Annotated in this window: 11 protein-coding genes and 2 pseudogenes; 8 read left to right on the forward strand and 5 right to left on the reverse strand. The window is 71.6% G+C overall.

Translation table 11 applies throughout. The annotated features are described in order from the left end of the window. The first annotated feature begins 76 nt into the window (after positions 1-76). On the forward strand, positions 77-2,086 hold the full coding sequence (locus F5972_RS35340; protein ID WP_225312189.1) for an N-6 DNA methylase: 2,010 nt from the start codon (positions 77-79) through the stop codon (positions 2,084-2,086). Positions 2,087-2,155: 69 nt separating this feature from the next. Here the strand turns inward: F5972_RS35340 and F5972_RS35345 are convergent. Together F5972_RS35345 and F5972_RS35350 are read right to left on the reverse strand one after the other, a co-directional pair. Next, positions 2,156-2,470 (reverse strand): annotated as a pseudogene (locus tag F5972_RS35345) (enoyl-CoA hydratase/isomerase family protein); the annotation flags it as partial. Beyond that, a complete protein-coding gene (locus F5972_RS35350) occupies positions 2,470-2,805 on the reverse strand; it encodes a Clp protease/crotonase-like domain-containing protein (protein ID WP_150940263.1) in 336 nt (111 codons plus the stop codon). The pseudogene F5972_RS35345 and the gene F5972_RS35350, both read right to left, overlap by 1 nt. A 26-nt stretch (positions 2,806-2,831) precedes the next feature. On the opposite strand from F5972_RS35350, the gene F5972_RS35355 reads away from it, so the two are divergent. Both F5972_RS35355 and F5972_RS35360 read left to right on the forward strand, forming a co-directional pair. Beyond that, complete coding sequence (locus tag F5972_RS35355; RefSeq protein WP_150940265.1) at positions 2,832-3,140, forward strand: SbtR family transcriptional regulator; 309 nt, start codon at positions 2,832-2,834, stop codon at positions 3,138-3,140. 72 nt (positions 3,141-3,212) lie between these two features. After that, positions 3,213-3,440 (forward strand): DUF397 domain-containing protein, encoded by a 228-nt coding sequence (locus F5972_RS35360; RefSeq protein WP_150940267.1) that lies wholly within the window; start codon positions 3,213-3,215, stop codon positions 3,438-3,440. 102 nt (positions 3,441-3,542) lie between these two features. Here the strand turns inward: F5972_RS35360 and katG are convergent, their stop codons facing one another. Further along, positions 3,543-5,777, reverse strand: coding sequence for a catalase/peroxidase HPI (gene katG / locus F5972_RS35365; RefSeq protein WP_150940269.1), 2,235 nt, complete (start codon positions 5,775-5,777; stop codon positions 3,543-3,545). 32 nt (positions 5,778-5,809) lie between these two features. Beyond that, positions 5,810-6,247, reverse strand: a complete 438-nt coding sequence (locus tag F5972_RS35370) for a Fur family transcriptional regulator (RefSeq protein WP_150940271.1) — start codon at positions 6,245-6,247, stop codon at positions 5,810-5,812. A gap of 332 nt (positions 6,248-6,579) precedes the next feature. Here F5972_RS35370 and F5972_RS39570 point away from each other — a divergent pair. Both F5972_RS39570 and F5972_RS35380 read left to right on the forward strand, forming a co-directional pair. Further along, positions 6,580-7,064 (forward strand): annotated as a pseudogene (locus F5972_RS39570) (rRNA adenine N-6-methyltransferase family protein). A gap of 181 nt (positions 7,065-7,245) precedes the next feature. Continuing rightward, complete coding sequence (locus F5972_RS35380) at positions 7,246-8,304, forward strand: hypothetical protein (RefSeq protein ID WP_150940273.1); 1,059 nt, start codon at positions 7,246-7,248, stop codon at positions 8,302-8,304. A 53-nt stretch (positions 8,305-8,357) separates the two neighbouring features. On the opposite strand, the gene F5972_RS35385 is transcribed toward F5972_RS35380, so the two are convergent. After that, a complete protein-coding gene (locus F5972_RS35385; RefSeq protein WP_150940275.1) occupies positions 8,358-8,765 on the reverse strand; it encodes a winged helix-turn-helix transcriptional regulator in 408 nt (135 codons plus the stop codon). Between the two features lie 139 nt (positions 8,766-8,904). On the opposite strand from F5972_RS35385, the gene F5972_RS35390 reads away from it, so the two are divergent. The 3 genes from F5972_RS35390 (at position 8,905) to F5972_RS35400 (ending at position 11,588) form a co-directional block, all read left to right on the forward strand. Further along, the gene (locus F5972_RS35390; protein ID WP_150940277.1) at positions 8,905-9,837 is read left to right on the forward strand and encodes an NADP-dependent oxidoreductase; all 933 of its coding nucleotides are present in this window, start codon (positions 8,905-8,907) and stop codon (positions 9,835-9,837) included. 65 nt (positions 9,838-9,902) lie between these two features. Continuing rightward, complete coding sequence (locus tag F5972_RS35395; protein ID WP_150940279.1) at positions 9,903-10,844, forward strand: hypothetical protein; 942 nt, start codon at positions 9,903-9,905, stop codon at positions 10,842-10,844. Between the two features lie 201 nt (positions 10,845-11,045). Further along, on the forward strand, positions 11,046-11,588 hold the full coding sequence (locus F5972_RS35400) for an MOSC domain-containing protein (protein WP_150940280.1): 543 nt from the start codon (positions 11,046-11,048) through the stop codon (positions 11,586-11,588). The last annotated feature ends 413 nt before the right edge of the window (positions 11,589-12,001 follow it).

Consider the following 12,001-nt stretch of genomic DNA (forward strand, 5'->3'; position numbering starts at 1 on the left):
GACGCGACGTTGCCTGTGTCTCGGGTGTGGGTTATCGTCCCCTCTGTTCGTAGAACGGGGGGGAAGGACGGTGGACGTGCGCCGAGACGTACACGTCACCGCGGCCGACATCGCGCGCATGGCCGGTGTGGGCCGTGCGGCGGTGAGCAACTGGCGACGCCGCCACGACGACTTCCCCCAGCCCGTGGGCGGCACGTCCACCAGCCCCGCGTTCTCGCTCGCCGAAGTCCGTGACTGGCTGCGCGGGCACGCGGAGGGCAGGGAACTGCCCCCGGACGAGTGGCTCTGGCAGGAACTGCGCACGACGGCCGACGACGACGAACTCGCCGACCTGATCGCCGACCTCGGGGCCTTCCTCGTCTACCTGCAGCACGAGGCGGACGACTGGGAGAGGCTCGCGTCCGGAGACGACGAGACGGTCGCGCGGGCGGTCCCGGACAGGGTCAGGGCCGCCTGCGCCAAGACCATCAGCGACCGGGCGTTCCCGGAGGCGCTCCCGCCGGCCCGGATGCCGCTGGTCAGGTCGATCGCCGCGCTGGCGGCGGAACGCGGCGCCCCCGCCACCTTCGAGTTCCTGCGCGAGCGGTATTTCGAGGTGCACACCCGGCGCGTCTACTCGACCCCGGTCGAGATCGTCATGCTCGCGCTCGATCTCGTGGGCGACGGCGTCGGCTCCATGCTCGACCCGGCCTGCGGCTCCGGGCGCATCCTCGGCCGTGCGCTGGAGCGCTCGCCCGGGGCCCGCCTGTTCGGCCAGGACGTCGATCCCGCGTCGGCCCGGCTCACCGCCGTACGGCTCGCGCTGCGCAGCGACAACGTCCAGATCAGGGCGGGCGACTCCCTGCGCGCCGACGCCTTTCCCGGCGAGCTGGTGGACGCCGTGGTGTGCAACCCCCCGTTCAACGACCGCAACTGGGGCTACGAGGAGCTGACCGCCGATCCCCGGTGGGAGTACGGCCTGCCGCCGCGTGTGGAGCCCGAACTGGCCTGGGTGCAGCACGCGCTCGCCCACCTGGCACCCGGCGGCGTGGCGGTCCTGCTGATGCCGCCGGCCGTCGCCGCCCGCAGGTCCGGGCGGCGGATCAGGGCCCAGCTCCTGCGGCGCGGCGCGCTGCGTGCGGTCATCGCGCTCCCGCCGGGCGTCGTGCCCAACGTCGCGGTCGGGCTGACCCTGTGGATCCTCCGCCAGCCCGCGGAGGGCGGCACGCCGAGCCACGTCCTGATGGTCGACACCTCGGGCAGGCAGGACGACTACGCCAGGGTGGCCGTCGAGGCGTGGCGGGAGTTCGGCGAGGGGCGCGAGCTGGACGAGACGGAGGTGAGCCGGTCGGTCCCGCTCGTCGACCTGCTCGACGAGGACGTCGACCTCACCCCCGCCCGTTATCTGTCCACGGCCGCCGACGACGTGTCACAGGAACGCCTCACCGGAGCGCGTGACCGGCTGGGCGACCTGATCGACCGGGTTTCCGGCCTCTTGCCCGGTGTCGCTGGGCCGCCGCAGGAGGACCTCGTACTGGTCCCGCTGCCCGAGCTGGTGCGGCGGGGCATGCTCGCCCTCGGCCCCACGGGTCTGGCGGAGGGCCCGGAGCCGCCGTACGGGCTGCCCGTGCTCACCGCCGAGGACGTGCTGGAGGGACGCGCGGCGACCGGCGCGCGGTGGGAGGGGGAGAAGGCGGTCGTCACACGACCCGGTGACGTGGTGGTGCCGCAGGTCGTCGCCGCCCCGGTCGCCCGGGTCCTGACGACCGGCGAAGCCCTGCTCGGCCCGTACCTGTCCCTGCTGCGGCCCGACCCGGAGGCGCTCGACCCCTACTTCCTCGCCGGGTTCGTGTGCGCGTCCATCAACGTCCGGCACTACAGCACCATGTCCTCCCGTTACCGGGTGGACGTACGGCGCGCGGAGGTGCCGTTGCTCCCGATGGCCGAGCAACGCCGGTACGGCGAGGCGTTCCGGCGCCTGGCCGACTTCCGCGCGGCCCTGCGCGAGGCGGCGGCGCTCGGTGAGGACCTGGCCCGGCTGGTGGCCGACGGCCTCACCCACGGAGTGGTCGGGCCGGGCGAGCACGGCCGCCGGGCGTACCGCTGATGGACTTCGTCGCCGCTCCTCCGTCAGCCGATCCGGTGGTAGCACCTCGTTGACCAGGCCCAGTTCGAGCGCCAGCCGCGCCCCGACGGGCTCGCCGGTGTAGAGGTGGTAGGCGGTTCGTTTCGTGCCGAGGAGTTCCTGCAGGGTCAGCTGCTGCCCGTCGCCGGGGGCGACTCCGGTCGGCAGGTGGGGATCGACGATGGTGGCGGTGTCCGCGGCCAGGGTGATGTCGCAGAGCAGGGCGAACTCGGTGTGCGCGATGCTCGGCCCGTTGATCGCCGCGATAGTGGGGATGTCGATCCCGAAGACGAAGTTCTCCAGCAGTTTGACCGCGTCGTAGTAGGTGTGTTCGTAGGCGAAGTCCTTCGGGCGCGGCTCCCGCATCAGCGCCCTGGTCTGCTCGGCCTCGCCGCCGTTCGCGACGGGCCGGGGAGGGCTGAGCCGGGCGGGAGCGCGAGCCAGTGCTCGCCGGTGCCGGTGAGGATCAGCACCTCGTTGTCCGGGTCGTTGCCTATTTCCTGCCAGGCCTGACCCCAGGCGTTGTGCGCGGCGAAACCGAAGCGGGCCGGTCCGTCGTCGGTGTGCATCCGCAACTCGATGATCCCGTCGCGCCGCCGCAGCACGAAGTAGTCGGCGTACTTCTCGGCGTAGGACTCGAATCGGGGACGCCGCACGTAGCCGCCCGAACGGGCATGCCAGTCGTCGAGTTCCTCGGGCACGATGCACCTCGTCAGTGGGAGACGGGTTGCGGCGGCTGGTGACCGCCTCGACCCAGTACGAAGGGCTCCCCGCGTCGGTCATGGACGCGTTGCGCGACCCGGACTCGCGCCTGCACGCCTCCTGCGAAGGGCTTCGCACCGCCGCCGACCTGCTGGCACGCGCGCAGCGGTCCGGCCAGGTGCGCGGAGACCTGACCGCGGGCGAACTGCTGGCCACGGCCAACGCGATGGCTTGGGCGGCCCGGCAGACGCCCGGGCCGGACGAACCGGTCGACCGCTACCTGAGCCTGCTGGTGGACGGTCTGATGACCAGAGGCGTCGAGCCGGCCGGGTGACGAAGGAGCGCCCGACCGAGATACTGCCGCTGACCATGTCCCTCGAACTGATCAGCAGGCGATGGAGGACAGATGGACCTGAACACCGCCCACTGGCACAAGTCGAGCTTCTCCGGCGACAACGGCGGAAACTGCGTCGAGGTGGCGGAGGTCGACGGAGGACCTGATCACAAGAGCGGCCGGTTGATCGCCCTCCGCGACTCGAAGGACCCCGACGGGCCGACGTTGTTCTTCACCCCCGAGGAGTGGAAGGCATTCGTCCTCGGCGTACAGGCAGGCGAGTTCGAGCCGAGCTCCTGAGCTCACACCCGCTCTGTACGGGTCGTGTCCCGCTCGGCCGGGTTCTTGGACGGAAAAGCGTTCGGGCCGGCCCGAGTGGGGCCGGCCCGAATGGTCGTGATGTCAGCGCAGGTCGAACCGGTCGAGGTTCATGACCTTGTCCCACGCCTTGACGAAGTCGGTCACGAACTTCTCCTTGGCGTCATCGCTCGCGTAGACCTCCGCGACCGCGCGCAGCTCCGAGTTGGCTCCGAAGACGAGGTCGGCGCGGGTGCCGGTCCACTTGACCTCGCCCGTGGCGGCGTCGCGGCCCTCGAACGCGGTCTGGTCCTCGGACGTCGACTTCCACTCCGTGCCCAGGTCGAGCAGGTTGACGAAGAAGTCGTTGGTCAGCACGCCGGGGGTCTCGGTGAGGACGCCCAGCTTCGACTGCTGGTGGTTGGCGCCCAGGACCCGCAGGCCGCCGACGAGGACCGTCATCTCGGGGGCGCTGAGGTTGAGCAGGTTTGCCCGGTCGATCAGCAGGTACTCGGCCGGCAGCCGGTTGCCCTTCCCGTAGTAGTTGCGGAAGCCGTCCGAGCTCGGCTCGATCGCGGCGAACGACTCGACGTCCGTCTGCTCCTGCGAGGCGTCCACGCGGCCCGGCGTGAAGGGCACCGCGACGTCGTAACCGGCGTCCTTGGCGGCCTTCTCGACGGCGGCGCATCCGGCCAGCACGATCAGGTCGGCCAGCGAGACCTGCTTGCCACCGCTCTGGGCGGAGTTGAACTCCTGCTGGACGCTCTCCAGGGCGCTCAGCACCGTCGCGAGCTGGTCGGGGTCGTTGACCTCCCACCCGCTCTGCGGCTGGAGGCGGATGCGGCCGCCGTTGGCGCCGCCGCGCTTGTCGCTGCCGCGGAAGGACGAGGCCGCCGCCCAGGCGGTGTAGACCAGCTGCGACACCGGCAGGCCGGTGGCGAGGATCCGCTCCTTGAGGGAGGCGATGTCCGCCGCCTCGACCAGCTCGTACGTCCGCTCGGGCAGCGGGTCCTGCCACAGCAGCACCTCGGACGGAACCTCCGGGCCGAGGTAGCGCACGACCGGGCCCATGTCGCGGTGCGTCAGCTTGTACCACGCCCGGGCGAAGGCGTCCGCGAACTCGTCGGGGTTCTCCAGGAAACGCCGCGAGATCTGCTCGTAGATCGGGTCGAACCGGAGCGCGAGGTCGGTCGTGAGCATCTTCGGGGCCTGGCGCTTCGACGGGTCGTGGGCGTCGGGGACGGTGCCCTCGCCGGCGCCGTCCTTCGGCTGCCACTGGTTGGCGCCGGCGGGGCTCTTGGTCAGCTCCCACTCGTAGCCGAACAGCACCTCGAAGAAGCTGTTGTCCCAGGTGGTCGGGGTGGGCGTCCAGGTGACCTCGAGGCCGCTGGTGATCGTGTCGCCGCCCTTGCCGGTGCCGTACGTGTTCTTCCAGCCGAGGCCCTGCTGCTCGATCGGGGCCGCCTCGGGGTCGGCCTCGACGGCGTCGGCCGGGCCGGCGCCGTGGGTCTTGCCGAAGGTGTGGCCTCCCGCGATCAGCGCGACCGTCTCCTCGTCGTTCATCGCCATCCGGCGGAACGTCTCACGGATGTCGCGGGCGGAGGCGAGCGGGTCGGGGTTGCCGTTCGGGCCCTCCGGGTTGACGTAGATGAGGCCCATCTGCACCGCGGCGAGGGGGTTTTCGAGCTCCCGGTCGCCGGTGTAGCGCTCGTCGCCGAGCCAGGTGGTCTCGGGACCCCAGTAGACGTCCTCCTCGGACTCCCATACGTCCGCACGGCCGCCCGCGTAGCCGAAGGTCTTGAAGCCCATCGACTCAAGCGCGACGTTGCCGGCGAGGATCATGAGGTCGGCCCACGAGATGTTCTTGCCGTACTTCTTCTTGACCGGCCACAGCAGGCGGCGGGCCTTGTCGAGGTTGGCGTTGTCGGGCCAGCTGTTGAGCGGGGCGAAACGCTGCTGACCGGCGCCGGCGCCGCCGCGGCCGTCGCTGATGCGGTAGGTGCCCGCGCTGTGCCAGGCCATCCGGATGATGAGCGGGCCGTAGTGCCCGAAGTCGGCCGGCCACCAGTCCTGCGAGGTCGTCAGCACCTCGGCGATGTCCCGCTTCACGGCCGGGAGGTCGAGGCTGTTGAAGGCCGCCGCGTAGTCGAACTCCTCCCCGAGGGGGTTGGCCACGGCGGGGTTCTTGGCGAGGATCTTCAGGTTGAGCCGCTCCGGCCACCACTGGCGGTTTCCGCCGCCCTGGGTGGGGTGCAGGGCACGCCCGTGCGCGACCGGGCAGCCGCCGCCCTCGCCCTCCGTCTTCGGGTCGGTGACGATCGCGTCATGGTTCTCAGTCATGGAAATCCTTCTGAATCAGCGGATCATGGGGCTCAGGAGCTGCGGGCGCTGGAACAGCCGGGGCACAGGCCCCAGTAGATGACCTCGGCCTCGTCGATGGCGAAGCCGTGGTCGTCGGAAGAGGTCAGGCAGGGGGCCTCGCCGACCGCGCAGTCGACGTCCGCGACCACACCGCAGGACCGGCACACGATGTGGTGATGGTTGTCCCCGATGCGGCCCTCGAACCGGGCCGGGCTGCCGGCCGGCTCGATGCGGCGGATGAGGCCCGCCGCGGTGAGCGCGTGGAGGGCCTCGTACACGGCCTGGAGAGAGATGTGGCCCACGCGATCACGGACCCCCGACGCGATCGTCTCGACGTCGAGGTGGTCGCCGTGCCGGACGGTCTCCAGCAGCGCGACACGGGCGGCCGTCACCCGCAGGCCGGCACCGCGCAGCTCCTCGGCGGTGGTCGGAGTCCTGGGCGCGGTCATGACGCCAACCTATCGCCCTAAACATGAACAGTTCAAGTCATCGAATCGTCCAAGTTTGTGACATTAAGGGTAACGACAGCCCCTGAACGCCTGACGGCCGGGACGCGTGTGCCGTAGGGACACGCGGGTGGAAAACGTCGTGCGACTCTTCGCGCGGCCTCACTAGGGTGACGCTCATGCTCGCCTTCTCGTGCTTCATGCGGATCCGCCGCTCCTAGCGGCGGCCCGGCCCGGCACCTTCCTCTGCTCGGCTCCGCCGCCATCGGTGTCCCACGCCGGTGCGGCGCTTCGTGCTGCCCGGCTCCGATCGCGTGATTCGCGGAGCGACTTTCATGGTTCATCAGGGCGGACGACAGGAACTCGGGCAGAACTTCCTCGTCGACGATTCAGTCATCGCCCATATCGGCGATCTCGTCGCGGAGACGACCGGGCCGATCGTCGAGCTCGGCGCGGGAGACGGGGCGCTCACGCTGCCCCTGAGCCGGTACCTTCGAGGGTGCCCGCACGGGCGTTCCGGCCGGCTCCCTCCGTCGACGGCGGCCTGCTCAAAATGAGACGGAGGCCGGTGCCCCTGGTCGACGAACGGAGTCCGTACCAGGACTTCGTGCGGCGGGTCTTCACCGGGCGCGGGCGCGGCCTCCTGGAGATCGTCGAACGCGCCGGGCGTGTGGACCGCCGGACCGTACGGGACTGGGCACGCGCGGCGCGCGTGAAGCCGTACGCGCTGCCGAAGGACCTCAGCGCCGAGCAGTGGGCCTCCCTGTCGCGTGACACGGTGCCGGCCTGTGGACGAGCCCGGCCCTGGCCGTCTCGATGAGTCGGTTATCCACAGAGCGGCGTTCGGGTGGGACGCGGGCGAAGGAAATGGCGCAGGCTGTGCAACGCGGCGATCGGAGAGGCGGCCGGCTCGGTGTGCGGCCGTTCCTCCGGCACTTCCCGCGGCGGATCGCGCGGCCGTTCCGGCGGTCCGCGTACGCAGCACCCTTCGAGGAGGAGCCATGCGTATCACCTATCCCGTGCCCGCGCAGACCTCGTCGGTCTTCGTCGTGGTCACCGACCGTACGCCGGCCGACCTTTCGTCGGTCGTGCCCTGGCGGATGGGCCCGGCCCATCGGCGGGGCGCGAGGGAGGCGCTCGGAACGCCCCGGCTGGCGTTGGAGGCGTTCCGCTCGGCGCGGTCCCCCTGGCGGCGGATGGACCTGGGCCGCGACGACCTGAAACAGGTGCGGCGTGCTCGTCACCACGTGGTGGTGACGAGCACGGCACCGGTAGAGGAGCAACCCGAGGCCGCGCAGGTCGCCCGGGCGGTCGCGCGGGCGGTCGCGGAGGCCTGCCGCGGCACGCTGTACGACCCGCTTGTCGGCGGGGTGATCTACCACTGCGCCGAGTGCCCGGGGGAGCGCGAGGACTTCGATCTCGGTGACGACTGGCTGGGCTGGAGGTTGTCGTGCGCGGACCCCGAGGCCGGATGCCCGCGCGGCGCCGACCCCGGTGACGGGTTCGGCGGCGTCCCCGGTGATGGCCCTGGTGTGGGCGCAGGAGATGGCCCTGGTGTGGGCACGGGTGACGGCGTCTGTCCCGGTGCCGGGGGTGTCGAGGGCGCTGTGGGTGTGGACCCGGGCGGGTGCGCCTGTCTCGTCGCGCGGTCGCGGGGGCTGTGGCGCTTCGGGCTTCCGGAGATCACGCTGACCGGGCTCGCCTGCGTGCACAGCCTCTGCGCGGTCACCGCGCTGCGGACCGCCGCCGAAGCGCTGCTGGAGGGCCACCTCACCTGGCTCTCGACCAGCCCCCAGGCGCCCTTCCGCAGCATAGATCACCGCCTGCGCGTGGCCGGAGCCGAATACGCCGTGGTCTCGAGCGGGTGGGGGGAAGGCGGTCGGCTACGTCTGGACGGGGGCGAGTCCGGCGCCTTGCTTGGTTGGCCGGGCACGGGGGACCTTCGTGTGCGGCTCACCCCGGAGGCCGCCGCCTGTGCCTGCCTCAGGCCCGGACGGTCGAGCGGCCAGGACGGCGGGAACCGCCATCCTCACCACACGCCTGGCCTGCTGGTGGCCTGAGCCGCGGAGCGCGCCCGGCCGGCCGAGGCGGGGGCACCGTCACGTGGGCGCGGTCAGCCGGGCCGGACCGGTTGCGGTTCCTCCGCCGCCCGGCTGTCGAAGGCCGCCCGCGCGGCCTCGATCTCACCGACGTGCGTCTCCGACCACGTGCGGATGCCCTCCATCAGCACGACCAGGCTGTGCCCGAGGTCGCTCAGTTCGTACTCCACCCGGGGAGGAATCGTGGGATACATGGTCCGGACGACCATCCCGTCGCGCTCCATCGCGCGCAGCGTCTGGGTGAGGCTCTTCTGGGTGATCCCGTCGAGCCTGCGCCGCAGCGCGCCGAATCTGACCGGGCCGTCGCGCAGGGCGTCCACGAGCAGGCAGGTCCACTTGTTCGCGATGCTGTCCAGCACTTTGCGGGAGGCGCAGTCGCGCAGGTACGCGTCCGCCGCGCCCCGGGGACGCAGCCGTGACATGGTTTCCACAAGGTACCTATATACCGGAAAGGTGCCTTCTTTCGTTCGGATACGGGGTCGTCCACGCTTGATCGCGACGAGGGGGCCGCCGGGCACGCCGGACGGCGCCCCGGCCAGCGCGGCAGGCGAGGAGAACGCGATGAGAGCAGTCACACAGTCGGCCTTCGGAGAGCCGTCCGTCCTCCGGGTGATCGAGGTGGACCGGCCTGAGCCGGGCCCGGGACAGGTCCTGGTCAGGGTGGAGGCGGCGGCGTACAACCCCGTCGACGCCGCGGTCCGGGCGGGAGCCTTCCCGTTGCTCGGCGACCCGCCGTTCACCGTGGGGTGGGACGTGTCGGGAGTGGTGGAGGAGGCCGGGCCGGGAGTGTCCGCCTTCGCGCCGGGAGACGAGGTGCTCGGGCTGCTCGGCTTCCCCGCGGCCGGCAACGCGTACGCGGAGTACGTGCTCGCCTCGCCGAACGAGATCGTCCGCAGGCCGGCCGGACTGACGGCACAGCAGGCGGCGGGGCTGCCGCTCGCCGGCCTCACCGCGTGGCAGGCGCTGGTCGGCATCGCCCGGGTCGGGGAGGGCGACCGGGTGCTCGTCCATCGCGCCGCCGGGGGCGTGGGCCACCTGGCGGTCCAGATCGCCAAGGCGCGCGGGGCGTACGTCGTCGGCACCGCCCGGGCGGACAAGCACGAGTTCCTGCGTGGTCTGGGCGCCGACGCCCTGATCGACTACACCGCGGAGGACTTCGTCACGGCCGCCCGGCCGGTGGACGTCGTCTTCGACCTGGTGGGAGGTGAGTACGGACAGCGCTCGGCGGCGGCACTGCGGCAGGGGGGCCTGCTGGTCTCGGCACTGGGCGGAAATCCGGGTATCACCCCAGAGGAGGCGGCCATGCTCGGCGTCCGGCTTCAGGTCGTCTCCGTGCGTCCCTCGGCGCACGATCTGGCAGAGCTGACCTCGCTCGTCGAGGCGGGACGGCTCACGGTTCACGTGGATCTGACCGTGCCCCTGGCCGAGGCGGCGAAGGCCCACGAGCAGGGGCAGGCCGGCAGGACCACCGGGAAGATCGTGCTGGTCCCCTGACCGATCGACGGGAGCGCGGCGACGGGGGTGGGAACATCAGAGCGGTTTTCGGACGTCTGTGAGATGTGACTGCTTTTGGTGCGATCGACGACGAGATCCGTGACGCGAGGGACCGCGCCCGCCGCCGGGACCAGCTCATGCGGCAGCGTGCGACTCTTCTCAACCAGATCGAGGAGGTCCGCGGCGTGCTGGCGGACCTGGAACGGCAGCTCGCCAAGGAGGACCGGGACGTCGCCAAACTGGAGCAGGGCGGCTTCGCCGCCTTCCTGGCCGGTCTGACCGGGAACAAGGAGGAGCGCCTCGCCCGGGAACGGGCCGAGGCGTTGGCGGCCCGCCAGCGGGTCGGCGGACAGCGGTCCCGCCTGGAGTGGCTGAGCGGCGACCTGCGCGCCGCCGACCAGTCGCTCGCGGAGCTCGGCAACCCCCACCACGAGCTGGAGGTTCTGCTCGCGCGGAAGGAACGGATGCTGGTCGAGTCGGGCGATCCGCGCGGGCGGGAGCTCTCCGACATCGCCGCCCGGCTCGCGAACGTGACCGCCGACCTACGCGAGCACGACGAGGCGCGGCAGGCGGGGGCGGCCGCGGGCCAGGCGGTCGGCTACGTCCTGCGGCACCTCGGGGGCGCGCGGGGCGCCTCGACGTGGGACATGTTCAGCGGCGGCGGCTTCGCGGACATGGTCGAGCACGGGCACCTGCGGCAGGCCGACGAGGCGGCCTGGCACGCGCAGGGCGCGCTCGACCGGTTCTCGCGGGAGCTCGCCGACGTCGGCGTGACCGCCGCGCCCCAGCTGCCGAAGGTCGACACTCGCTGGTTCGCCGACGTCTTCTTCGACAACATCATCACCGACGCCATCAAGCACCAGCGGATCGCCCGAACGGGGGAGGCGGTGCGCGAGGTCGCCGAATGGGTGGGGGGAATGGTCGGCGAACTGTCCGCCCGTTGCGGTCACCTGGCCCGGGAGCAGGAGTCCCTCGCCCGCCGCCGCGAGGAGCTCCTCAGCTCCTGACGCCCGCGCGCCTGACCACTGCGCGCCCGGGTCGTGGCGCGCCCTGCGTCGCGCGGCGCACCATGCGGAGCCGGGACCGCCGGTGGACACCGGTGAACGCGCCCACGGCGAGGAGCGGCGGCCTTTCCAGGCCGGCCCGCGGATGTGAGCATGGCTCGGAGCGATGGAGGACATGCTCGGGTGAGCGGAGGAGGAACGGAGATGGCCGGCAGTGTCACGGCGGTGAGCCGCAGCGCGACCCACACCTTCAGCAAGGTGCCCCTGGAGTCGGTCAGGCTGCTGCCCGGCCTGGGAGTGGAGGGGGACGCCCACTCCGGGACGACGGTGAAGCACCGGTCGCGGGTCGCCCATGATCCGAGTCAGCCCAACCTGCGCCAAGTGCATCTCGTCCACGCCGAACTGCACGACGAGTTGCGTGACGCGGGCTTCGCCGTACGGGCGGGTGACATGGGGGAGAACGTCACGACCAGGGGCGTCGACCTGCTCGGGCTGCCCACCGGGACGCGGCTGCACCTCGGCGAGTCGGCCGTCGTGGAGGTGACCGGCCTGCGCAACCCCTGCGGCCAGCTCAACGGCCTCCAGGACGGGCTGATGAAGGCCGTGCTGGACCGCGACGAGGACGGCAACCTGGTGCGCAAGGCGGGGATCATGGGCGTGGTCGTGACGGGCGGCGAGGTCCGGCCGGGCGACCCGATCCGCGTCGAGTTACCCGCCGGGTCCCACCACCCGCTCCAGCCGGTCTGACGTCGTTCAGGATCGCGTCCGCCGTCCGCCGGCTCCAGCGCCGGCCCGGCACCCGGCGGGAGCACGCCCGCCGGGCCTCAGCACAAAGCGGCGGAGCGCTGTTCAGGCTTATCTAGCGAGGAACCCCGGGCGTTTACGCCTGGGAGGAATCGCTTCCCTGGCTTGGGTTTTCTGTCCGGACGTCAGGGTTCGGTTCCCATCGAGGTGACAGGGGCCGAACGGTAGTGTGTTCGATGTGAGGTTGGTGGTGCAGGTGAAACTCCTGCCGACGCCCGAGCAGGCGGCAGCGCTGGAGGCAACCCTGCACGCGGCCAACCGGGCCGCCGATCTGGTATCGCGGATCGCGTTCACCCAGCGCTGCTTCCGCAACTACGATCTGCGCAAGCACACCTACGATCGGATCAAGGCCGAGT

Origin of the sequence: Microbispora cellulosiformans, assembly GCF_008728085.1 — a bacterium.
GTDB classification, from domain to species: domain Bacteria; phylum Actinomycetota; class Actinomycetes; order Streptosporangiales; family Streptosporangiaceae; genus Microbispora; species Microbispora amethystogenes.

What these genes read in the sequence shown, in the direction of transcription:
- F5972_RS35360 (WP_150940267.1), top strand. Translation starts at nt 3,213, where the DNA reads ATGGACCTGAACACCGCCCACTGGCACAAGTCGAGCTTCTCCGGCGAC.
- katG (WP_150940269.1), bottom strand. Translation starts at nt 5,777, where the DNA reads ATGACTGAGAACCATGACGCGATCGTCACCGACCCGAAGACGGAGGGC.
- F5972_RS35370 (WP_150940271.1), bottom strand. Translation starts at nt 6,247, where the DNA reads ATGACCGCGCCCAGGACTCCGACCACCGCCGAGGAGCTGCGCGGTGCC.
- F5972_RS35380 (WP_150940273.1), top strand. Translation starts at nt 7,246, where the DNA reads ATGCGTATCACCTATCCCGTGCCCGCGCAGACCTCGTCGGTCTTCGTC.
- F5972_RS35385 (WP_150940275.1), bottom strand. Translation starts at nt 8,765, where the DNA reads ATGTCACGGCTGCGTCCCCGGGGCGCGGCGGACGCGTACCTGCGCGAC.
- F5972_RS35390 (WP_150940277.1), top strand. Translation starts at nt 8,905, where the DNA reads ATGAGAGCAGTCACACAGTCGGCCTTCGGAGAGCCGTCCGTCCTCCGG.
- F5972_RS35400 (WP_150940280.1), top strand. Translation starts at nt 11,046, where the DNA reads ATGGCCGGCAGTGTCACGGCGGTGAGCCGCAGCGCGACCCACACCTTC.